Source organism: Mangrovibacter plantisponsor (assembly GCF_003182475.1).
Taxonomy (GTDB): domain Bacteria; phylum Pseudomonadota; class Gammaproteobacteria; order Enterobacterales; family Enterobacteriaceae; genus Mangrovibacter; species Mangrovibacter plantisponsor.
Genome location: NZ_QGTS01000001.1, coordinates 467,688 through 489,650, shown reverse-complemented (window position 1 = coordinate 489,650; position 21,963 = coordinate 467,688). Strand labels below are relative to the sequence as shown.

Below are 21,963 nucleotides of genomic sequence, written 5' to 3'. Positions count from 1 at the left end.
ATAGGCATTAACACGTATTTTATCGATCAAAAATGATGTATTAATTGGTTTTTTCGATCATTTAAGTGATGTTAAACAAGGATGTCAGTTATGGAACAATACAATGCAGCACTTGCCCTGCTGGGGCAGGTTTCTGTGCCTGGCGGTTCTGCCGCCATTATTGGTGAAACCGGGAAATTATGGGGGATCATGTCAGGTGAACCTCCGGGGCATTATTTGCCTGCGGTCTTTTCTCCAAAAGAGAATGCCAATATAAACTGGTTTGAGAATCAACTGAGTTTCATTAGCCGGGCCGCCCATGTGTTTAACCACAGAGGGTTGTGTTACCTGCTGCATATGGACTTTGAACAGGCTGCGTACCTGGCATCTTCGCCAGAACACCTGCGCCAGCTCGCGTTAGCGCCGTTTGTGACTTTAATGGTGAATGAGTCTTTCCCGAATCTGGCCGATGCTCAGCATAACCCGCTATTGAGTGCGTTAATGGCTGATGTGAATCTGGGGCTGAGCGATGCAGGTGCTGGTATCATTCCATTTTCTGTTGTGTGTAGTGGAATGTTTGCTGTAACGGTGCTGGCTCCTGCATTTTTTCACCAGTACGTCATGTCCCCAATGCTGCCTGTTGTAGCCGAAAAGATAACAGACTGTGGTAGCACGCTGGTGCTCAATGGTGTTGATACACCTCAGCTATGGCAATTGGGGCAAACCGTTCCGGAAGCGAAAATGATGGGAAAATGTTTCGATTGTTCAACACCCGCAGGAAAGTCTCACTGACGTATTTTTAGTAAAAAGTGCCATTATCTTAATGTATTTATGCTGTTTTATTTTTTATGTTGTTCAGGCACGCTCATAATCAGGCGACACATTTAAAAAAATAGAAACAAAATCAGGAACGGAAGATACAGCTTCAGGGTAGGCGTGCCAGACCCTGTGTGCTAGCTTCCCCACGAAAGCAACTTCCTTGCTTGCAGAGAGCAGGTTTGAACCTGCCTGGATATTCATTTTTCAATTGCAGGTATGTTAGCTGTCCTCGCTTACTCCGGTCACTTACCCGTGTAAGCCCCGGTATCCACTGCGTTGCCGCCTGGCTGCAACTCGAATTATCTTGAGCATATGAGCATTTCTGTACTGTAAATTGATATGCAAAAAACACCCATTCGTGATTTTGACGCAGAGAGAAAACTCTTTGTCTACAGGGTTTCCATTGCGTTCGCACTGGTGATCGTCTGTTTTTGTATTCTGATTTTTAACTTATACCGCCTGCAGATTTTGGATCATAGCTACTACAGCGAGCGATCCAGCCAGAACGACATTAAATTGCTGCCAATAGCACCTACCCGCGGGATAATTTATGACCGTAACAACACGCCGCTGGTCAAAAATGTTACCCGCTATGATATTCAGCTTACACCTTACAAAATCAAAAACTTAAAAACCACGATTGCTGAATTAACGCCTGTGGTGGGGCTGACCCCGGACGATATCGATAACTTCTGGCATACGCTGCACAATAGTAGCCGTTATAAACCCGTTATCCTGAAGGACGAACTGTCAGATCGGGATGTGGCGCGGTTTTCGGTTGAGCAGTACCGTTTTCCAGGTGTGGGGATTGATACTTACCAGGAACGCCAGTACCCCTGGGGCGCGTCACTGGCGCATGTTATCGGCTATGTTTCCAAAATTAATGACAGTGACCTCAAACGCCTGAGTGAAGCAGGGGAAGCTGAGAATTACGCTGCTGACCACGATATAGGCAAGCAGGGTATTGAGAGCTACTACGAATCGCAGCTGCATGGCAAAACGGGTTACCAGGAAGTTGAAGTGGATAACCACGGGCGTATTGTTCGGGTTCTCAAACAGATACCGCCTGTGGCGGGTAAGAACATCTGGCTGACACTCGATCTTCCGTTGCAACAATTTATCGAAAAACAACTGGTTGGTCAGCGAGCTGCTGTACTGGTGGAGAACCCTCACGACGGTTCAGTGTTAGCTATGGTCTCGACACCTTCTTATGATCCGAACCCTTTTGTCGAAGGGATTAGTGCAAAAGGTTACGCCACGTTACTCCATAATCAGGACTTGCCGTTGATAAACCGGGTTACACAAGGGCTTTATCCTCCGGCATCGACAGTCAAACCTTACATGGCGATGTCGGCACTGATAAACCATGTCATCACACCTGAAACCCATCTGTTCAGTGGATCCAGCTGGACATTACCAGGCACCAGCCGCCGTTACCGCGACTGGAAAAAATCGGGGCACGGCAATATCACGGTTACACAGGCTATAGAAGAGTCATCGGATACGTTTTTTTACCAGGTGGCGAACATGATGGGGATCGACTTGATCCATAAAATGCTCAGCCAGTTCGGCTACGGTAAATACACCGGGATAGACTTGCATGAAGAGTACCAGGGGTTATTGCCCAACCGGGAGTGGAAGCTCAAAGTTCACAAAAAACAGTGGTATCGCGGGGATACTATCTCCGTCGGTATCGGCCAGGGGTACTGGGTTGCCACGCCCATCCAGATGGAAAAAGCGCTGGTAACCCTGTTAAACAACGGGCATGTGATTATTCCCCACTTGATGGCGAAAATGGCGCTGGGGAAAGCGGTTTCTTTCTACCGAACACCTAAAGAGCAACAACAAGTTGGCGACCCGGCATCACCATTCTGGGGCGTGGTCCGCCGGGCCATGTTTGGTATGGCGAATGCGCCCAATGGTACCGGATATAAATACTTCCATACGGCACCTTACGGTATTGCGGCGAAGAGTGGAACGTCGCAGGTGTTCAGCCTGAAAGAGAACCAGGTGTATAACGCAAAAGCTATTCCGCTACGCCTGCGGGACCATGTGTTTTATACCGCATTTGCGCCTTATAACGACCCGCAGGTCGCCGTTACACTGATTCTGGAAAATGGTGGCGATGAAGGTGTCACCGCCGCACCGATTATGCGTAACATCATGGACTACCTGTTCGCCGGGAAGACGGATGTACCTGCACCCGCTCCACCCGGCGCTTCTCCTGGTGCCGTTACCAGCCCTGTGGTACCGGGGAGCTAATCAAACAACACAGGCGATAACCGCTGCCATACTTGCGGTGCCGCCGCCCACATCACATTACCTTGTGTCAGGCCATTGCGAGCCAGAAAGGGGTTAGCCTTGCCGCCAGCTTCCAGAATCAGTAGCAAACCGGCCAGGGCGTCCCAGCTATTGAGGTGGGCCTCAAAATACCCGTGCACTTGCCCGGCGGCGACATGCGCCAGCATCAGCGCACCAGCACCAAACCGGCGGTATTCCACTCCCTGGTCAGACAGGTGTTGTAAGGTTTTCAGGTAGCCATCTAAAGGCGTACGGCTGGAGCGCCCCAGTCCAATAACCACCTGCTCCGGGTCGGGTTCCTTCAGGTGCAGGGAATTCCCATTTAATGTAGCGCCTTTCCCGGCTTCAGCCACAAAAAACTCGTTGCGGTCAGGTGCATAAATAATGCCGAGTACAACCTGCTCCTCTTCAACACAAGCCACTGAAATGCACCAGTAATCCATGCCTAAAATATAATTCGTGGTGCCGTCTATCGGGTCTATTACCCAGGTGCGCCCGGTACCGGTTTGTAACCCGCTTTCTTCACCTAAAAAACCGTCTGCGGGAAAGTGCTGTGTTAACCAGTTCCGTAACTGTTGTTCCACCCAAACATCGGCCTCGGAAACAAAATCTTGCCTGCCCTTACTATCAATTTTTAGCCCCTGGTTGCGCAATGCCTGAGCATGCTGCCCGGCGTGTTTAATCAGGGTGAACAATGCCTGTTTTTGATCAGTTGTCATAACGTGTCTGTCTGCTCTGTTACGCAAGGTGAAGTACGGCGATGGACAAGTTCCACCGCCACCGGGATAACCTGAGCCGCAAGCTCCGGATTCTTTGCCCGTTCATGCAGGCAATCCAGCGCTTTTGCTGCCAGTACATCCACTTGCTGGTGAATCGTGGTGAGTTGGTAACTTTCCCATGCGGTCTGGGGGGTGTTATCAAAGCCTATCAAATGAAAATCGGTCGGGGCGTTTATGCCTTGCTGGCGCATGCCATCCAGGAAACCACAAGCCAGCAGAGCATTGGCGCAAAATACACCGGTAGTGGCCCGCTGGGGTAATAAAGCACTGTGTTGTAAATCACTGTGTTGCGCCGCCCAAAAACCGCCTTCATACCCGTCCTTTGGGGCCTGCAACTCTCTCAGGCATTCTGGCGCGATGCCTTTTGCGGTAAGTGCATGGTGAAACGCCTCACCACGCGCCCGGCCTGCCCAGGTTGAACCCTGGTAGTTAAGCCAGATAAACGACTGGCACCCTGCTGCACGGAGTTGTGCTGCCGCCAGCATAGCGCCAGCATGGTTATCTGAACAGACAACATCCATGGACGGGCCACTCTGCGCCCGGTTAATACCCACCACAGGGATATGGTGCTCTATACACTCCCGCACAATAGATTCCGGGGGCTGCCCGGAAGTCACGACCACTCCCGATACCCGAAATTGCGTAAAACGGCGTAGTGACAGGCCAGTTTCTTGCTCATCAGTAATTTCAGTGACCAGTGCCTGGTACCCCCTGGCCTGAATTGCAGATAACAAAGCATTGACCAGGGTACTGCGAAACGGATCAGTCAACCGGGCAACCACCACGCCAATTAACTGGCTACGCTGCCGGTTAAGCCCCTGAGCAAGAAAGTTAACCTGATAACCCAACTGGCGTGCCGCAGCTTCCACTCTGGCGCGGGATTGCGGGGAAACGCTGCCATTGTTGCTGAGTGCTCTGGAAACCACAGCACGGGAAACCCCCGCCAGGCGGGCAACATCCTGCGCTGTTACTGTAGATTTATTGGGACTGGGGACTTTCACCATGCCGTTTGCAGCCGGTTTGGGCGGGCCAGGTCGAACATGGCGCCGTCGTCGCTGAGCCGTAAATGAGGGTGAAGCGCGCAGGCCTGTGCAATAGCTGGCCGGTCAGCATCCTGGCAGTGGTACAACACCATCAGGTTTAATGCCAGCTTTTCACATAATGCCAGGCAGGCAGGGTAATCGCCGTGAGAAGCATCAGCAGCCAGAGGGAGCCAGGACGCACATTCCTGAAAAGCCAGAGTACTGCCAGCCATCAGTGCCTGGGTTGCGTCTGTTGGCCTGCCATCACCACTGTAAAACAGTGCATGGTTATCGGCCTCGATACGAATGGCCTGGCTTGGAATTTCATGTTGCGCGAAGGCTGTTTGAATCTGCCAGCCACGCCACCGCCATGTGGGCTGGCTGGCAAGGATTTCAATGGGAAAGGTCAGCCCGGTGTATGGCCAGTTTGCCAGCGCGATTTGGTTAACCAGCACGGTTTGTTGTTCAGGCTGGCAATAAATTTGCAGTGGTTTTACCCGCCCGAAACTTTTCCAGTGGTTAAGTAATACCGCAAGGCCCGCACAGTGATCCGGGTGAATATGCGTGAAAAAAATCACATCAATCGCATTGATATCCACTTCCCGGTTCCATAACGCGCGAGGAACTGTAGGGCCGCAATCAATCAGCCACTGTGACTGCTGGTCATCAATAATACGAATAGCCGATGTAGTGTGGTTTAACGAAAATGCGCTGCCACAACCCAGAACATCAATTTTCATTCTGCCTCGCTAAATTTCTTCCCGCATTAATTAAAGTGTCACAAATGCACGACAAAGTAGGCTCACATCATGTCGATTCAAGGTTGCATTTTTTTTACAGAGAAATGAACACGTGTTCATTAACAGAAAAATCAGCCGCAATCAGGTTAAAAGACTATGAGCTATTTACAAATCAGCCAGTTAACTTCCGGGTACGGAAAGCAGGTTATTTTGCGTGACATTGATTTGTCGGTGAATAAAGGCGAAATGCTTGCATTACTGGGGCCTTCAGGGTGCGGGAAAACCACCCTGCTAAATACCTTGTGTGGGTTTATTCCTACTCTGTCTGGTGAGGTTTCTGTTGCCGGGCGCAATATTACATTACTGCCTGCTGAACAACGTAATATCACCATGGTTTTTCAAAGTTATGCGCTGTGGCCCCATTTAACTGTGGCGCAAAATATTGGTTTTGGGTTGAAAGTGCGCAAAGTTAGCAAGGCAGAAAGCCAGCGCCGAATAATGGATTTACTCGCCATGGTCAATCTGGAGGGAATGGCCGATAAAAATGTGGCGGCGTTATCTGGCGGCCAACGGCAGCGCGTAGCTCTGGCCCGAGCCCTGGCTATTGAACCCGACGTATTAGTGCTGGATGAACCACTTTCAAATCTGGACGCAAAAGTGCGCCTGAGCGTGCGCCATGAAATAAAAACATTGCAGGAAAAACTGGGTTTCACCTCGTTAATTGTTACCCACGACCAGGAAGAAGCTCTGGTGATGGCAGACCGGATTGCGGTCATGAACCAGGGAACCATTGAGCAACTCGATACCCCGGAAAACGTGTATCAACACCCGGCAACGGCATTCGTTGCCGACTTTATGGGAGCAGATAACCGGCTGGTCTGGTTGTCTGCCCAATTGCCTGACTGTATCAGGCCACAGCCTGAAAGCTGGGAAAGCGAAATTTATTTTCGCAGCACGGATGTTGCCATTACCCGTGAACACACAGAACACGCCAGCCCCGGGCTGCGTCTGCACGGGGTTGTCGAACAGTCGGCTTTTCTCGGCCACAACTACCGCCACGGTGTGCGGGTCAATAATCAAATGCTGTTTGCTGATGCCCCCAACTGTTGGGCGCAGCAAACTCCGGTAACACTCCATATTCCAGCGCCAGCCTTGCACATTTTTGCACGTGCAATGTAACGGCTTATTGTTCGTTAATATTTTGGGGATAGTTATGTTTTCCATGAAAAAATTGGCAGTAATGGCGTCACTTTCCTGCGGGTTGCTTACACCCTTAGCCTGGGCAGATACGGTGCTTAATGTGGCAACAGCCGGTGACCAGAACATGGTGGATTACGTGAAAACGTTTTTAGCACCGAAATTCGAAGCGGCGCATCCTGGCGTTAAAGTGAATGTTATCGGGACAGGGCCGGGGGATGCCGGTTCGAACAAAATTATGGAGAAGTTATCGGCACAACAGGCGAGTGGCGTAAAACAGTGGGATATGGATGTTGCCGTGGTGCACCAAAAAGCTGGTGGCGAGTTGGTGGATAAAGGCTTACTGGCACGTTACCGGGATTCTATTCCTGAAGGCAAAATGGTCAGTGCGCAGAATGCGAAAAATGCGCTGGGCGTGAATGTCGATGGCTATGTTATGCCGATGTTTTTAAGCCAGACAGCCATTGCCTGGAATAGTGACCTGGTAAAAAAACCGCCACAAAGTTATGGCGAATTAGTGCAGTGGGCGGAAAAACATCCCAAAGCTTTCGGGTATAACGGCATCAAAAACGGCATGTCGGGCGTCAGTTTTGTGGTGGGGTGGATCTATGCCTGGGGTGGGACGGATGCCAGCCGCCTGTCTGCCGGGAAGTATGATAAATCCATTGAACAAAGCTGGGGGCCAGCATTCCAGAAACTTAAAGCCTTTAATCAGAATGTGACATTTACACCGGGTAATGCGGGTACTCTCGACATGCTGAGCCGTGGTGAGATAGCGATGGGCCCGGTATGGGTGGATATGTTTTATAGCTGGAAAGACCAGGGCAAATTGCCTCCGTCGATTAAACTTTCGCTGTTAGCGCCAGGGATGCCCGGGCAACCAATGTATTACGTTCTGCCTGCCAAAGCTGCGCACCCTGAACTGGCGCGAGATTTTATTAGCCTGGCAACCAGCCCGGCTGTTCAGGCTCAGGGAATCGTGAAGCAATTTAACTGGTACCCGGGGATTGACGCGAAATATGTAAAACCAGAGCTGGATAGCGCCACCTGGGAAAAACTGTTTGCTGAAATTACACCTCAGGCACTGGCTGAATACGGTAAAAGTTTCCCAATAGCGCCTTATTTTGATGACATCAAAGAAGGCTATGAAAGCCAGGTCTCAAATTAATTATTCAGCCCGGGGGATTCTCCCGGGCGTATTTTGGTCATTAATTCTGTAGCCGGACAGCCTGGGATGAGAAATAAAAATATTCATTTATATCTGTTAGTCGCACCTGCGGCATTAATGATAAGCCTGCTGTTTATCTGGCCGATGGGTGCTTCTCTGGTTGCCGCATTCACCGGTAAGCAGGCGGAATTCAGCCTTGAGCCAATGCGCAAAGTATTTTCGCTCTATTCGCAGGATATTGTCTTTTCGGTGGTTATTGTACTGGTTTCTCTGGCGTTGCTGGCAGTGATTTCAGTAACAGTTTCCGCGGTAGTGGTGTTATCTCCCTGGCAAAAAGCAGTCCGGTTGTTGGGGTTATTGTACCGGTTGCCGCTGTTTATTCCCTTTATTGTCACGGCGCAAATGATGCGAACGTTCCTGGCAAAAAATGGGTTAATGAATAATGCGCTGGTGGCCACTGGCCTGGTTACCCCGCTGGAAACCGTGTCATTTTTAGGGTGGAAAGGCATTATTATTACTTTTGTCTGGAAGCAATTCGCTTTTGTGACGTTATTAGTTGCCGGGGCAATGGCGGCGGTAGACCCGGCACAAATTCAGGCTGCACGGAATCTGGGTGCGTCCAGAATACGTATTTTATTCACTATTATTCTGCCGCAGGTTATGCCCACTCTGGGTGTGGCACTGGTGTTATCCACGGTAATGATGTTGTCTGTGCTTTCTGTCCCTTTAATGATTGGCACCGGCTCCCCCGGCATGCTGACAGTCGATATGGCTTTTCGTGTTAACTCTTATGGTGATTACCCGGTTGCCAGTGCATTGGGCATTGTTTCCTGGGGAATTTGTGCAGTGTTGTCCTGGTTTTATTTACGCTACAGCCTGAAAGAAAAAGGGGGCCAGTAATGGCATCGGCAATGTTACCTGTTCCGGTATCGGTCAAATTACCACGGCGTATTTTGCAGATTTATAATGGGCGGTTTTGGCAAACGCTGCTGGTTATTTTTCTGGTGTTAGTCCTGTTAGGGCCGGTTGTTAATTTACTCATCTGGAGTGTGGCGGAAAGCTGGTTTTTCCCTCATGCGCTGCCCAGCCAGTGGGGGTTAAAATACTGGTTTCAGGTATTCAGTCCTTACAGTGATGTGTCTGGTTCATTGTTTACCAGCCTGGGGGTTGCGTTACTGAGTGTGCTGGTTTGCCTGGTTGTCTCTGTGCCTGCAGGTTACGCTCTGGCACAACGTACCATGCCGTTACGCCTGGTTTTCATGTTGTTGTTTCTTATCCCGCAGGCATTCCCAAACCTTACTGTGTACATGAATGTCGCCCGCCTGTTTTACCAGTGGGGGCTGAATGGCACGGTACTGGGGGTGGTGCTGGTGCACAGTGTGCATGGGTTAATGTATTCCGTCTGGATAAGCGTTGCCGCGTTTTCAGCCACAGACCCATTGCAGGCCAGAGCTGCCCGTAACCTGGGGGCCGGGCCGGTATACACTTTCTTCACCATTATTTTGCCCCAGGCGGCACCCGGGATTATCGCCGCAAGTATCTTTGTGTTCCTGGAATCAATGGATGAATTCACCGGCACTTTTTTTGTTGGTGCTCCGGATATTTCGACATTGCCGATTATGCTTTATACCGCCAGCATGTCTGGTAATTACCAGGTATCGTCGATAACCGCATTAATTCTGTTACTGCCTTCGGTGCTGTTTATGCTGGTCATCCATAAATTTATGCGCCCGGAAATACTATCCCGGTTGGGGAAATAGTTTGCACCTGCGCTGTGCAGAGTATTTTTACTTTATGTAAAGGCATAAAGAGTATGTGGGTAAAGTGTTTGCTGTGGAGAATATATCTTGCTGTTTTGTAAATAATTAAATAAACACCCCGCCTGAATTTGCCTATAGTTAACCTGGCCTGCCTCTTGCACGGAATTGACAACCATTCCTGCAGGGTTGCAGGCTTTTTTTACATAACAGGCAAGGAGTAACAATGCTAATAAGAAAATGGCAAGGGGCGCTTTCCATCGCAGCGTTATTGGTCAGTAGCCAGATTTATGCGGCTTCGGAACCAGCAACAGAAGCACAACATGGGATGGTCGTAACATCTCAGGACCTGGCGACCAAAGTCGGGTTGGCAATTTTAAAGCAGGGAGGGAATGCCATTGATGCAGCGGTAGCGGTAGGTTATGCCGAAGCCGTAGTAAACCCTTGCTGCGGGAATATTGGCGGTGGTGGATTTATGACAATCCACCTCGCCGACGGCAAAGATACCTTCATTAACTTTCGTGAGATGGCTCCGGCTGCAGCCAGCGCCAACATGTACCAGGATGCCAATGGTAACCTGGTCAAAGGGGCGAGCCTTTATGGCTGGCTGGCATCCGGTGTACCGGGTACTGTACTGGGCATGGAAACGGCGCGCCAGAAGTACGGTAAGTTGACGCGTGAGCAGGTTATGGCTCCGGCCATTAAGCTGGCTCGTGACGGGTACATTCTCACCCGGGCTGATACGGATGTCCTCGACACAACGGTGGAGAGGTTCAAACAGGACCCATACGTCGCCAGTATTTTCCTGCGCCCGGATGGCTCGCCATTACAACCTGGGGACAGGCTGGTGCAGCGCGATCTGGCGAAGACTTTGGAAGCAATAGCAAAACAGGGTACGGATGCTTTTTATAAAGGCCGTATACCGCAAGCTGTGGCTGCTGCCGCAAAAAAAGGCGGAGGGGTTATCTCGGCTGCCGATTTTGCCAATTACCGGGTGACGGAAACCGCACCAGTTACCTGCACATACCGGGGTTACCGCTTCGTTTCGGCACCACCGCCCAGTTCAGGGGGCGTTACGCTGTGTGAAACGCTGAATATCCTCGAAGGGTATGATTTGAAATCTATGGGGTTCAACTCCGCAGCGGCTATTCATACCCTGACAGAAGCGATGCGCCACGCTTACCTCGATCGTAACACCTATCTTGGCGACCCGGCATTTGTTAAAAACCCTCTGGACAGGCTGCTCAGTAAGGATTACGCAGCAAAAATCCGGGCAACCATTCCGGCAGATAAAGCCACGCCTTCGTCATCCTTAAAGCCCGGGGTGGCGCCTCATGAAAAACCGGAAACTACCCATTATTCTATTGTGGACAGCGCAGGCAATGCCGTCTCCACAACCTATACCATTAATGGGCGTTTTGGGGCGGTGGTGATGGCACCGGGCACCGGCTTTTTTATGAATGATGAAATGGATGATTTCACCACTAAGGTGGGAGCAAAAAACATGTACGGGTTGGTTCAGGGGACAGCAAACAGTATTGCTCCGGGCAAACGGCCACTCTCTTCAATGAGCCCAACCCTGGTAACTAAAGACGGGAAAATTTTTCTGGTGCTCGGCTCGCCTGGTGGTTCACGTATTATTACCATTACCCTGGAAACGGCTCTGAACATTATTGATTTTGGTATGGCGCCGCAGGAAGCCGTGAACGCCCCACGTATCCATCACCAGTGGTTGCCAGATGAAGTCTATTATGAGCAGCGTGGCGTCTCGGCAGATACGCTAAAAATCCTGGCAGGTATGGGATACAACATGGTGGAACAAACCCCCTGGGGGGCGGCTGAGTTAATTATGGTTGGGTTACCCGGTGCCGCGGGTGTCAGTACTGCCAGTTCCGGGAACGATGGTGCGGTATCAGGAAAAGTGCGTGAAGGGTATTTATATGGGGCAAATGATGTACGCCGACCGGCAGGCTCGGCAAGGGGCTATTAATTGTTCTTGCTGATTAACCAGCTACAATAAGAAAGCTTTTCTGTTTGTTCTAATTATTCCGGCCATATGGTTATATTGGCCGGAATAATTATTTCCAGTAAGGGGTTATTTGGCAGTGTCGCCGCAACCACCAATAATTTTAGAGATGGAAACCGCCGGGTGCAGCAGGTAATCATAGCTGCAGTCTTTCTCTTTGTTCTGAATAGTGCCGCTGCATGCAGTTAAGGTAGAAATAACGGCCAGTAAAGCAAATACTTTTGCTGCTTTTTTCATTTTATAAATCCATATTAGTTGATAAATGTTCATCCATTGTTGAAATTAATTTTCTCAACGGCGACAAAAATAGATATGCATGGTTTTTTTGTCAATTGACTGTGAAGGTATTTGGCGACGGAAGTGAGTATTTCGGAAATTTTCTTTAAGTTATTTATACTTCTTATGAGAATGACTAACGATTCATTGTAAATATAAATAGTAATAGCCGGCCTGGTTGTGGTGTTCTTTGTGCTGTTGCCGGGGAAGTTCCCCCTGGTTCTTGCTTTGCATATCTTTGCCGGAATTATTTATAGTGTAACCGCATGGCAAAGTGGATTTTGTCAGTTATCACGCGGCGAACGAAGGCACTGTTTGCCAGGTTTATTGTCAGTAACTGTCTGACACCAGCCACTGGCTGGCGAATAATGGTTGGTTTAATGGAAAATGTATCTTTTACTGCACCCAGAGCGGCGCTCAAAATTATTGCCACCGGGGTGGCATTACCTGAAACCTGTGTGACCTCACGCGAACTGGATAACCGCCTGGGGAAAAGGCCTGGCTATGTGGAGAAGCGTGCAGGCATCGCCCGGCGTTATCACGCTGGAGCACAGGAAAGCCAGGCAGAATTGGGTGCCAGGGCACTGCATGATGCGCTGGCACATGCTGGGCTGCCCGCTGAGTCAGTAGACCTGGTGATATGTGCTTCTGCTATTGCGGTGCAGGCACTACCCTGTACCGCCGTCCATATTATGAAAGCCGCCCGTCTGTCTGCCGGTGTGGCCGGGTTCGATGTCAACAGTAGTTGTGTCAGCTTTATTGCTGCACTGGATGTAGCCGCAGGCTTACTGAATACCGGCGCTTACCGGTGTATTGCTATTGTTTCATCTGACCTTGCCTCGCGTGGTATCGACTGGTCCCACGAAGAAGCTTCGTTGATTTTTGGCGATGGCGCGGCTTGCGCCATTGTGGAGAAAGGCGACGGGCGCAGCGGTATTATCGCCAGCCTGGCTGAAACCTACCCGGCAGGCAGTGCGTTATGTGAAATCCGGGCCGGGGGAACCCGCTGTAACCCGCGCACAGGCATGGAAGACGCCGATTTCTTATTTCATATGCAAGGCAAGGCACTGTTTCGCCAGGCTGCTTCATTGATTGAAGGGTATTTTGCCCGTCTGCTTGCCAGAAGTGGAATGACGCTGGCTGATATCGCTACGCTGGTACCCCATCAGGCAAGCCATCTGGCGCTGGAACATATGCGTAAGCGCCTGAACGTTCCGGAAACTGTGCTGGTGGATATTTACCGCGATTATGGTAATCAGGTGTCGGCATCCATCCCCACAGCATTGCATGAAGCGATGATTTCCGGGCGTTGTATTCCCGGGAAACCACTGATGTTGATGGGGACCGCCGCCGGTCTGACCTTTGCAGGCATGGTGTTGCTGCCATGAGAGTGCTGGTCACAGGTGCAACCAGTGGGCTGGGGCGTAATGCTGTCAATTTTCTGCTGGAGGCCGGTATTGATGTGGTGGCTACTGGCCGTAACCCGGCTCCCGGCCAGCAACTTGCACAGGCTGGAGCGCGTTTTGTCGCTATGGACCTTACGCTGGCTGATGAATCTGCGATTAAAGCCTTAATGGCCGGTTGCGATGCTGTCTGGCATTGTGCAGCAAAATCATCCCCGTGGGGTAAAGCAGAAGACTTCTTTCAGGCCAACGTTACGGTCACGCAAAAGCTGGTAAATACCGCCACTGGCCTGAACATTCCAAGGTTTGTGCATATCTCAACACCAGCAATTTATTTTGATTTTCAACACCATCATGCGTTACCAGAGACATACCTCGCCCGGCGTTTTGCCTGTCATTACGCCCGAACGAAATACCTGGCTGAGCAGGTGGTAGCTTTGGCGGTACCTCAAAATCCGGCGACGACATTTGTTGTTTTGCGCCCGCGAGGGTTATTTGGCCCACACGATAATGTCATTGTCCCCAGAGTGTTACGCCAGTTGCACCAGCGAAGGGGCGTGTTACATTTGCCACGCGGTGGCCGTGCTTTGCTTGATCTCACGTATGTTGAAAATGTGGTTCATGCCATGTGGCTGGCAACTGGTGCTTTTCTGGTCCGGTCTGGTGAATGTTTTAATATCACTAACCAGCAACCTTCAACCCTTGCCGATATGCTGTATGCCTTGCTGAATCAGCAGTTGGGCTTGAATTACCGCATAAAAGCAGTGCCCTGGCCAGTGGTGTCTCTCGTCGCCAGTGGCATGGAAAGGGTTGGCACATGGAGAAATCAGGAACCGGCACTGACCCGTTACAGCGCTGGTACTGTCAGCTTTGATATGACACTCAGTAGCGAAAAAGCTCAACGTATTCTGGGTTACCAACCCCGGTTCTCAATGGATGCAGGTATTGCCCGTACAGGAGAGTGGTGGCTGGCTCATGGCAACAATCACGGAATTTGAAGTGGGGTATTGCACCCACATTGGTTGTATGGCGCTGAAAGGCGCAGGGATGAGGGTGTGTAAATTTCCGGCTCGCGCCTGGTTGCTGGAAGTGGGAGATAAGCGCTGGCTCTGGGACACCGGTTATTCGGACTGGTTTGGCAGTGCCACCCGTCGGGGAGTATTCCGTATTTACCGCCATATGACCCCGGTACATTTTTCTTCACACCAGGCACTGGTTAACCAGCTACAAGCTTGTGGCCTGAATGCACGGGATCTTACCGGCATCATTTTGTCGCATTTTCATGCAGACCATGTTGCCGGCCTGCGTGATTTCCCGGGAGTAACCTCTATTTGTAGTGGTGATGGGTGGCAGCAGGTCCGTGCGTTACGTGGTTTTCGGGCATTGCGCCAGGCCTTTATTCCGGCACTGATCCCGCCTGAATTTGAATCCTCCCTGCAATTTATTGAAGCTTTTCCACTGGTTGAATTACCCGGTGAACTGAGTCCGTTTACCCGGGGGTACGTATTGCCAGGCAGTGAAGGGCAGATCTTTCTGGTACCACTGCCAGGCCATGCTCCCGGACACATTGGGGCGTTTGTGCAGACCGACGATAGCTGGGTGTTGTTAGCCAGTGATGCCGCCTGGTCTGCCACCAGTTACCGTGAGCTTCGTGGCCCTGCGCGGTTGGCGCATCTGGTCATGGGCAACCCGCAACAGTTCTACCAGACATTACAAAGTTTACATACTCTGTCGCAATGCGGGCAGGTTACTATTCGCCTGTGCCATGAGGGAGACTTATGAATCTGGTGGCATTACTGTGGCACTACGCGCGTACCAGGCGGCTACGCTTTACTCACCGCGAAGCGCTGGAAACCTGGCAGGCAAAGCGGCTGGCTCATTTTAGCCGCCATACTTTGCGCCACAGCCCATGGTTCAGGCCATATCTTCACCAGCCCTTCAAAAAGTGGCCGCTAATGGATAAAGCACAAATGATGGCCCATTTCGACCAAATGAATACGGCCGGGCTCAACCGGGATGAACTGCTGGCCTGTGCTTTACAAAGCGAACAAAGCCGTGACTTCACACCAAAAATAGGGCGTTTCAGTGTAGGGTTATCTTCAGGTACCTCTGGCCGGCGTGGTGTGTTTGTGGTCAGCCCGCAAGAACAATGCATCTGGGCAGGAGCCGTGTTGGCAAAAATGTTGCCAGATGGCTTGTTTGCTGGCGAACGGGTGGCACTGTTCCTGCGGGCTGACAATCATTTATACCAGAGCGTTAATAACCGCTGGCTTACACTGGCATATTTTGATTTGTTGATGCCGTTTCAGGAGCAGTTACCTGGCCTTACTGATTTCTCGCCAACCATTATTGTGGCTCCGGCCCAGGTCTTGTGCGCACTGGCAGAAAGGGTGCTGAGTGGTGCATTGTCATTAAAGGTTAAAAAAGTGATTTCAGTAGCTGAAGTGCTGGATGCACGTGATAAGGCGCTGTTGGTTCGGGTCTTTGGTAATGTGGGGGAAATTTACCAGGCAACGGAAGGTTTTCTGGCTGCCACTTGCTCACATGGCACATTACACCTGAATGAAGAATTCTTGCATGTGGAACCACAGTGGCTGGATGCGCACCGCTTTGTTCCGGTAATTACTGATTTTACCCGTTCGACGCAGCCGATTGTGCGTTACCGGCTGGATGACGTTCTGGTGGCACGGGAGGAAGCCTGCCCTTGTGGTAGCGCAACTCAGGCTATTGCCTGTATTGAAGGCCGCCATGATGATCAATTGCTGCTTCCTGGCCTGAAAGAACGCCTGGTAACAGTGTTTGCTGATGCCTGCAGCCGGGTGATAGCTCAGTCTTTGCCGCTGACTGCTGATTACCAGTTACGGCAGACCGACCATAACGCTCTGACTCTGGTTGCAGCGGTTTCTTTGGCTGAATTACAACCATGCCAGGACGCACTTAACCGCTTTTTTCAGCACCAGGGGGTTGTAAGCCAGAATTTGGTCTGGTCTCTGGTTTGTGGTGAGCCGGTGCTTACCGCGGGGACTAAACGGCGGCGTATTGTGCGCCAGTGGCGGGCGTTGCAATCCGTAATACAGGGAGTGAATGGGTGAATATTCTTGTTACTGGTGCTTCCGGGTTTATTGGTGGGCGTTTTTTGCAGCGCTTCGCCGCAAACAGCGGCTGTGTATTGTATGGCGTTGGCCGTCGTCCCAGGCAGAATGTACCTGCAGGAGCACAATATGCAGCTGTGCCTCTGGACAGGTTGGGCCAACTGGACTTTACACCTGATGTGGTGATTCATGCGGCTGGCCGGGCATCGCCATGGGGAACCAGAAAAGAGTACTGGCGCGATAATGTCCAGTCCACACAACAGGTGGTTTCGTTTTGCCAGCAACAGGGTTTACCGCGCCTGATTTTTCTCTCTACTGCTGCGGTGTATTATCGCTTTGCTCATCAGCACAATTTACTGGAAAGCCAGCCAGTTGGCCCAGAATTCACCAGTGAATACGGGCGTACAAAATATCAGGCGGAAATGTGTGTTGCCGGTTATCCGGGCGAGAAAACGGTACTGCGCCCCTGTGCAGTATTTGGTGAGGGAGATCAGCTACTGTTCCCGCCACTGTTGACCGCAGCGCGTAACAAACGGTTGTGTTGGTTAGAGGATGAAGGAGAACCTGCGCAGGCGGAATTAGTGCATGTGGATGTGCTGTGTGATTACCTGCTGCGGGCGGCAATGGCTCCAAAACTTCGCCCCTGCTACAACTTATCTGCCGGGCACCCGGTACTTACTCGTGATGCACTGCATCATTTGTTGATGCAACTAAACCTTCCTGTTCCAGATGCAACGGTCCCATTACGCCGGGCAATGTGGTTTGCCCGTGCTCTTGAATGCATGTGGCGTATTGCTCACCTGCCAGGAATTCCGCCTGTCACCCGTTTTGGTGTGGCGGTGTTTGGCTACAGTGCAACCCTGAATGTGGATGCAATGCGGGCAGATTTTGGCGAACCTTCCATTCCTTTTACTCACAGTTTCGACAGTTTTTTACACCATGCGAAAGGGTATATTCCATGCTAATACTGGCAATGTTATGGCTGTTTATTTTGCTGGTGAAGTACCTTCCCGCCCGGATAGTGCTGGCAGCGCATGCCACGCCATGTGATGTGCCTGCTTGTTTCAGCAATGTGGTGGTTATGCAGCCGGTGCTGAGTGGTGACCCTGCTCTGGAAAGCGTGCTGGCTGCCAACCTGGGCCAACTTAACGGCGCACAATTTCTGTGGCTGATTGACGACGACGACCAGGACGCTGGGTATGTGGCCCGGCGCCTGCAACAGCGTTATCCCCATGCTGCCATTCATATTCACTACTGCCCACCAGCACCTGAAGGCGTTAACCCCAAAGCGTATAAACTGGCGCTGGGTTATGAAATGGTTCAGGCCGAAGCTCTGTTGGTGCTGGATGACGATGCCATACTCAGTGCGCCTTCGCTTGCCAGAATGCTTGGCGAAATGGGGGATAACACACTGGTTACTGCGCTGCCCTGGTACCAGGCAGGTGCAGATACACCATCGCGCCTGTTAGCGCAGTTTGTGAATGATAATTCCGCACTGACTTATTTACCGCTTCTCCCCGTTGCCCGGCCTTTATCCATCAATGGCATGTGTTATGTGCTGGCACGTACAACACTGGCGCGGGCGGGGGGCTTTCAACCCATACAACACCAACTGACGGATGACCTGGCACTGGCCAGCCACCTGGCAGCACAGCAAGTGACCCTGGTACAATCCACTGCCACAGTCCAGGTGCAGACCAGCCTGAGCAACGCACATCACTACTGGCGGCAAATGCACCGGTGGTTTGTGTTCGCTATTTTACTGATGCGTGAGAAAAATGGGGTGACCCGGCTGGCGATAGGCCTGCTTCAGGGCTTACACCCATTCTTGCTTTGGGCGATGCTGGTGCTGGCATTTGGCAGCGTGATGAACGTGGGCACCCTGGTTGCTGTGCTGGTTGTTCGCCATTTGGTGTTACGTAATATTCAACTGGCTGTGCAACCGGGTATTCCCTCACGCCCGTTGTATTCGCTGCTTTCGGAACTATTGCAACCGCTACATGTGCTGCATGCTCTGGTTAACCGCACCATTACCTGGCGCTCACGGCGTTACCGCATCTACAGCAATGAACGGTTTGTTGCACAATGAGCATACCTTCGTTGCAGGTCGCTTTTATTACCGGGCGCAGCATGCCTGGCAACCTGGCTCTCAGCCCGGAGCAACAGGCCTTTTTGGAGCAGGTCACGCCACCGGGTGCATTGCCTGTTTATGCCAATTTCCCCTGGGAAAGCGGCCAGGCAGGCTGGCAACCTACCGGACTGCTGCGTGCCAGCCTGAATAATGCCCGTGAATATTTAAATGCCAGAAAACCAGAGTTTACCCGCCGTTACCAGCCCGTTGCACAGGCGCTGCTGGAATCTGCTGAGCATACGGTATTGCTGGCTGGCAGCTGTGGGCTGGCATTGTTCAACCAGCTGGCGTTGCCCCCACCATTTCTTGGTCGAGTGAGCGTTTTTGCCTGGGGCCCTGTTGCGCACCAACGGCCGGACTGCCGCCATTTGCTGGTTCAGGGGAGGCAGGATCTCATTTCCCGCCTGTGGTTGCGTGATGTTGATGCCTGTATTCGCTCGGGGCATATGGGGTATTTATCGCACCCGGAACTGGTGCCATTATGCCGCAATTTTATCGCTCCACTGATTTGCCAGGAGTAGTATATGCAACGTTTACTGGCCTTGATTCCCCCAGGGGCATCCCGCATCGATTTACTGGCACCGCCGTTTGCCGGGCACCTGAACCCGGTGCTGGCTATGGGCAGGGCTCTGGCTGAACACTACCAGGTGCGTATTCTCAGCACCCCAAAAGCGCTGCCGCGTATTCATGCTGCCGGGCTGACTGGCGTTGCAATTGAAGGTGAATATGATGATGTGTTATGCGCCGTGGCAAACCCACAGTATGCGGTGAAAACCCACCCGGTTCGGTTATACCGCCAGTTTCGGGAGGTTGTGGGGTTACTGGTTAACTTTTCCCATGCGTTGGCGCAATACTGGCGCGATGAAGGCACGCCTGATTTAGTTATCAGTGATTTCACATTACCCGTGGTGGGTGAGGTTTGCCACCAGTTTTCGGTTCCCTGGTGGACCAGCCTGCCATCACCTTGTGCACTCGAAACCGCTGATGGTGTGCCGGGGTATTGTGGTGGGTTGCTGCCTCCGCGCAATAAGTTTGAGCGGGTGATTCAATGCCTTCATCGCAAAAAAGTGCGTGGGTTCAAAAGGTGTATATTCTGGTTATTTCGCAAAACCATTCGCCCAACCGGTATTCACCGGTTATACCGTGAAGATGGTTCCGAAAGCGCCTATTCAGCTCACTGTATTCTTGCCTTAAGTGAAGAGCGCTTTGAATTTCCCCGAACCTGGCCTGCCGCTGTTCATTTTATCGGCCCGGCGTTATACACACCGCCAGTAATAGTGCCGCAGCCACCATTCGAGACCGGTAAGCGCCATGTTCTGGTGACACTGGGCACACACCTGGACTGGCATAAAGCTGAAGTGACCCGGGCGGTGGCAAAACTGGCGCAAACTCTGCCGGACTGGGTTTTCCACTTTACCCTGGGTAATCCGGATACTGCCAGTGTGGCGCACCAAAGCAACCTGTATTGCCTGCCCTGGGTTGATTATGACCGCTGGGTTTCTGAGTACGATGCCGTGATTCACCATGGCGGCGCAGGCATTATGTGGCACTGCCTGAAAGCAGAGCGTCCGGCACTGGTTTACCCGGTTGATTACGACCAGTTTGACCATGCTGCACGGCTTGCCTGGCACGGTAAAGGTATTTGGCTGAAAGGGGGTATTCACGCTCTGGAACAGGCAAGGCCGCTGCTGTTGCGCCTGGTCCAATCCACAGTGAAAAATGAAAAATAGTCACTTTGGCCTGCTTTTTGTACAAAACCGCTGCTTTTCTTACCATTGAGCACACAGTCTGCTAACCATCGCACCAATTGATAATACTTTTCGTTAGTTTGCCTGGTAAAAATGACAAATTGTATGCCTGTGTAACCTGTAGTTACATGAAGGTATGCGTTTTTTATTCAAATAAACAATTATACAAACAGACAACACAGGTAAACACAACGTGAAAAAATCACTGCCTTTCGCCGCCTTGCTGGTTTTGTCGGCAAATGCGGCTGCGGCCGACTCCGGGCAACAGACCAGTAACGGCTTTCTGGAAGATAGTCACCTGGATGTATTGCTGAAAAATGCCTATATCAAGCGTGATTATAAAGACGTTGGTGTTCGCGACCGCGATGAATGGGGCCAGGCCATTATTGCGACATATAATTCCGGGTTTACTCAAGGGCCGGTTGGCTTTGGTGTGGACGGTATTGCTCAGTATGCAGTACGCCTTGACGGTGGGCGCGGGCGTAGCGGTGCGGGCGGAATCGACTTTTTTGCTCAGGACCAGGATGGCAAAGCAAAGTCTGATTTAGCCAAATTTGGTGCGCGTGCCAAAATGCGTTTTTCCAATACTGTTTTGAGTTATGGTACTCAGCGCCCGGCATTGCCAATTGTTACCGCCGACGAATCCCGCTTGCTGTATGAATCTTTTACTGGCTTCATGCTGGATTCGCAGGAACTACAGGGGCTGGATGTCAGCGCAGGCTATTTCACTGCAGAACAGCAAAAAAGTGACGACAGCCATGACAGTGGGTTAAACAGCCTGGCTTTTGCCGGGGCACGCTATGCCTTTAATGACCAGTTTAATGCTGCTTTTTATGCATCATCTGTGCAGGATGTGCAGAATAAACAATATCTTGGCATGACGTTCACTCAGCCACTGACGAATGACCAGAAACTGATTCTGGACTTCAACGGCTATAACTCTCGCCTTGACCAGTCTTATGCCGACAGCCTGAACACCGGGCGCAGCAATACGATTTGGAGCCTGGCAGCCAGTTATGTGTTGTGGGATATCCATACCTTTAAAATCGCCTGGCAACAGAGCAGTGGCAGCACGGGTTACCACTATGGCGGTTACCGTAAAAATGGCGGTATCGGCGACGGCGGCAATACGATTTGGCTGGCTAACTCTTACTGGTCTGATTTCAATGGCGAGGACGAACGCTCCTGGCAAGTGGCTTACTCCGTTGACCTTGGCGGGTTGGGCGTGCCTGGTCTGAGCTACGATGTGGCTTATGTGCGTGGTGACAACATTAAAACCTCTGCCAGCAGCAACGGCCATGAACATGAGTTCTTTAACCAGGTGCAGTACAAAGTGCCGAATGGCATCGCCAAAGACCTGAAACTGAAACTGCGCTATTCCGTACTGCGCGTCTCTTCCGATGCGGCGGATTACAACATTGGCGGTAATGAAATCCGCGTGTTTGTTGAGTACCCGTTCTCTATTATGTAAACCTGTTTGGGTGGCAGCAAAAATATGCTGCCACCCAGCATTCTCCCCTCGGAT

20 protein-coding genes are annotated in these 21,963 nt (G+C 51.3%); 16 read left to right on the top strand and 4 right to left on the bottom strand.

What is annotated here, in order from left to right:
* The first annotated feature begins 90 nt into the window (after positions 1-90).
* Both DES37_RS02335 and mrdA read left to right on the top strand, forming a co-directional pair.
* Positions 91-771 carry a hypothetical protein gene (locus DES37_RS02335; protein ID WP_110024691.1) on the top strand — a complete coding sequence of 227 codons (681 nt, stop codon included), beginning with the start codon at positions 91-93 and terminating at the stop codon, positions 769-771.
* A gap of 366 nt (positions 772-1,137) precedes the next feature.
* Positions 1,138-3,060, top strand: coding sequence for a penicillin-binding protein 2 (gene mrdA / locus DES37_RS02330; protein ID WP_110024690.1), 1,923 nt, complete (start codon positions 1,138-1,140; stop codon positions 3,058-3,060).
* Here the strand turns inward: mrdA and DES37_RS02325 are convergent.
* From DES37_RS02325 to DES37_RS02315, 3 genes are read right to left on the bottom strand one after another with little or no spacing between them, the layout of a single operon-like run.
* Entirely contained in the window at positions 3,057-3,818 is a 762-nt protein-coding gene (locus tag DES37_RS02325) for an inositol monophosphatase family protein (RefSeq protein WP_110024689.1), read from the bottom strand. The two genes, mrdA and DES37_RS02325, sit on opposite strands and share 4 nt — an antisense overlap.
* Complete coding sequence (locus tag DES37_RS02320) at positions 3,815-4,882, bottom strand: LacI family DNA-binding transcriptional regulator (protein ID WP_110024688.1); 1,068 nt, start codon at positions 4,880-4,882, stop codon at positions 3,815-3,817. Before DES37_RS02320 ends, DES37_RS02325 begins: the two co-directional genes overlap by 4 nt.
* Complete coding sequence (locus DES37_RS02315; protein ID WP_110024687.1) at positions 4,876-5,640, bottom strand: MBL fold metallo-hydrolase; 765 nt, start codon at positions 5,638-5,640, stop codon at positions 4,876-4,878. Before DES37_RS02315 ends, DES37_RS02320 begins: the two co-directional genes overlap by 7 nt.
* 156 nt (positions 5,641-5,796) lie before the next feature.
* Between DES37_RS02315 and DES37_RS02310 the strand changes: the two genes are divergently transcribed.
* From DES37_RS02310 to ggt, 5 genes are all read left to right on the top strand, one after another.
* A complete protein-coding gene (locus DES37_RS02310; protein ID WP_110024686.1) occupies positions 5,797-6,819 on the top strand; it encodes an ABC transporter ATP-binding protein in 1,023 nt (340 codons plus the stop codon).
* 43 nt (positions 6,820-6,862) lie between these two features.
* Positions 6,863-8,005: an ABC transporter substrate-binding protein gene (locus tag DES37_RS02305; protein WP_425451675.1), complete on the top strand. Its 1,143-nt coding sequence runs from the start codon at positions 6,863-6,865 to the stop codon at positions 8,003-8,005.
* 66 nt (positions 8,006-8,071) lie between these two features.
* Entirely contained in the window at positions 8,072-8,905 is an 834-nt protein-coding gene (locus DES37_RS02300) for an ABC transporter permease (RefSeq protein ID WP_036105807.1), read from the top strand.
* An 11-nt stretch (positions 8,906-8,916) separates the two neighbouring features.
* Positions 8,917-9,765: an ABC transporter permease gene (locus DES37_RS02295; protein WP_110024754.1), complete on the top strand. Its 849-nt coding sequence runs from the start codon at positions 8,917-8,919 to the stop codon at positions 9,763-9,765.
* Between the two features lie 223 nt (positions 9,766-9,988).
* The gene (ggt, locus tag DES37_RS02290) at positions 9,989-11,752 is read left to right on the top strand and encodes a gamma-glutamyltransferase (protein ID WP_110024684.1); all 1,764 of its coding nucleotides are present in this window, start codon (positions 9,989-9,991) and stop codon (positions 11,750-11,752) included.
* A gap of 105 nt (positions 11,753-11,857) precedes the next feature.
* On the opposite strand, the gene DES37_RS02285 is transcribed toward ggt, so the two are convergent.
* The gene (locus tag DES37_RS02285; RefSeq protein WP_036105823.1) at positions 11,858-12,025 is read right to left on the bottom strand and encodes a DUF4223 family protein; all 168 of its coding nucleotides are present in this window, start codon (positions 12,023-12,025) and stop codon (positions 11,858-11,860) included.
* A gap of 419 nt (positions 12,026-12,444) precedes the next feature.
* Here DES37_RS02285 and DES37_RS02280 point away from each other — a divergent pair, with 419 nt between their 5' ends.
* From DES37_RS02280 to DES37_RS02240, 9 genes are all read left to right on the top strand, one after another.
* Positions 12,445-13,452, top strand: coding sequence for a 3-oxoacyl-[acyl-carrier-protein] synthase III C-terminal domain-containing protein (locus tag DES37_RS02280; protein ID WP_110024753.1), 1,008 nt, complete (start codon positions 12,445-12,447; stop codon positions 13,450-13,452).
* Positions 13,449-14,465, top strand: coding sequence for an NAD-dependent epimerase/dehydratase family protein (locus DES37_RS02275; RefSeq protein WP_110024683.1), 1,017 nt, complete (start codon positions 13,449-13,451; stop codon positions 14,463-14,465). The genes DES37_RS02280 and DES37_RS02275 overlap by 4 nt, the downstream gene beginning before the upstream one ends.
* Entirely contained in the window at positions 14,443-15,249 is an 807-nt protein-coding gene (locus DES37_RS02270) for an MBL fold metallo-hydrolase (protein WP_110024682.1), read from the top strand. The genes DES37_RS02275 and DES37_RS02270 overlap by 23 nt, the downstream gene beginning before the upstream one ends.
* Positions 15,246-16,559: a F390 synthetase-related protein gene (locus DES37_RS02265; RefSeq protein ID WP_110024681.1), complete on the top strand. Its 1,314-nt coding sequence runs from the start codon at positions 15,246-15,248 to the stop codon at positions 16,557-16,559. Before DES37_RS02270 ends, DES37_RS02265 begins: the two co-directional genes overlap by 4 nt.
* Positions 16,556-17,524, top strand: a complete 969-nt coding sequence (locus DES37_RS02260) for an NAD-dependent epimerase/dehydratase family protein (protein WP_110024680.1) — start codon at positions 16,556-16,558, stop codon at positions 17,522-17,524. The genes DES37_RS02265 and DES37_RS02260 overlap by 4 nt, the downstream gene beginning before the upstream one ends.
* Positions 17,518-18,648, top strand: coding sequence for a glycosyltransferase family 2 protein (locus DES37_RS02255; RefSeq protein WP_110024679.1), 1,131 nt, complete (start codon positions 17,518-17,520; stop codon positions 18,646-18,648). The genes DES37_RS02260 and DES37_RS02255 overlap by 7 nt, the downstream gene beginning before the upstream one ends.
* The gene (locus DES37_RS02250; RefSeq protein ID WP_110024678.1) at positions 18,645-19,211 is read left to right on the top strand and encodes a hypothetical protein; all 567 of its coding nucleotides are present in this window, start codon (positions 18,645-18,647) and stop codon (positions 19,209-19,211) included. Before DES37_RS02255 ends, DES37_RS02250 begins: the two co-directional genes overlap by 4 nt.
* A gap of 3 nt (positions 19,212-19,214) precedes the next feature.
* Positions 19,215-20,420 carry a glycosyltransferase gene (locus DES37_RS02245; RefSeq protein WP_110024677.1) on the top strand — a complete coding sequence of 402 codons (1,206 nt, stop codon included), beginning with the start codon at positions 19,215-19,217 and terminating at the stop codon, positions 20,418-20,420.
* A gap of 211 nt (positions 20,421-20,631) precedes the next feature.
* Positions 20,632-21,909: an OprD family outer membrane porin gene (locus tag DES37_RS02240; protein ID WP_036105842.1), complete on the top strand. Its 1,278-nt coding sequence runs from the start codon at positions 20,632-20,634 to the stop codon at positions 21,907-21,909.
* Positions 21,910-21,963 lie beyond the last annotated feature (54 nt).

Coding starts and splice junctions, on each gene's coding strand:
- DES37_RS02335 (WP_110024691.1), top strand. CDS start 91: ATGGAACAATACAATGCAGCACTTGCCCTGCTGGGGCAGGTTTCTGTG.
- mrdA (WP_110024690.1), top strand. CDS start 1,138: ATGCAAAAAACACCCATTCGTGATTTTGACGCAGAGAGAAAACTCTTT.
- DES37_RS02325 (WP_110024689.1), bottom strand. CDS start 3,818: ATGACAACTGATCAAAAACAGGCATTGTTCACCCTGATTAAACACGCC.
- DES37_RS02320 (WP_110024688.1), bottom strand. CDS start 4,882: ATGGTGAAAGTCCCCAGTCCCAATAAATCTACAGTAACAGCGCAGGAT.
- DES37_RS02315 (WP_110024687.1), bottom strand. CDS start 5,640: ATGAAAATTGATGTTCTGGGTTGTGGCAGCGCATTTTCGTTAAACCAC.
- DES37_RS02310 (WP_110024686.1), top strand. CDS start 5,797: ATGAGCTATTTACAAATCAGCCAGTTAACTTCCGGGTACGGAAAGCAG.
- DES37_RS02305 (WP_425451675.1), top strand. CDS start 6,863: ATGAAAAAATTGGCAGTAATGGCGTCACTTTCCTGCGGGTTGCTTACA.
- DES37_RS02300 (WP_036105807.1), top strand. CDS start 8,072: ATGAGAAATAAAAATATTCATTTATATCTGTTAGTCGCACCTGCGGCA.
- DES37_RS02295 (WP_110024754.1), top strand. CDS start 8,917: ATGTTACCTGTTCCGGTATCGGTCAAATTACCACGGCGTATTTTGCAG.
- ggt (WP_110024684.1), top strand. CDS start 9,989: ATGCTAATAAGAAAATGGCAAGGGGCGCTTTCCATCGCAGCGTTATTG.
- DES37_RS02285 (WP_036105823.1), bottom strand. CDS start 12,025: ATGAAAAAAGCAGCAAAAGTATTTGCTTTACTGGCCGTTATTTCTACC.
- DES37_RS02280 (WP_110024753.1), top strand. CDS start 12,445: ATGGAAAATGTATCTTTTACTGCACCCAGAGCGGCGCTCAAAATTATT.
- DES37_RS02275 (WP_110024683.1), top strand. CDS start 13,449: ATGAGAGTGCTGGTCACAGGTGCAACCAGTGGGCTGGGGCGTAATGCT.
- DES37_RS02270 (WP_110024682.1), top strand. CDS start 14,443: ATGGCAACAATCACGGAATTTGAAGTGGGGTATTGCACCCACATTGGT.
- DES37_RS02265 (WP_110024681.1), top strand. CDS start 15,246: ATGAATCTGGTGGCATTACTGTGGCACTACGCGCGTACCAGGCGGCTA.
- DES37_RS02255 (WP_110024679.1), top strand. CDS start 17,518: ATGCTAATACTGGCAATGTTATGGCTGTTTATTTTGCTGGTGAAGTAC.
- DES37_RS02250 (WP_110024678.1), top strand. CDS start 18,645: ATGAGCATACCTTCGTTGCAGGTCGCTTTTATTACCGGGCGCAGCATG.
- DES37_RS02245 (WP_110024677.1), top strand. CDS start 19,215: ATGCAACGTTTACTGGCCTTGATTCCCCCAGGGGCATCCCGCATCGAT.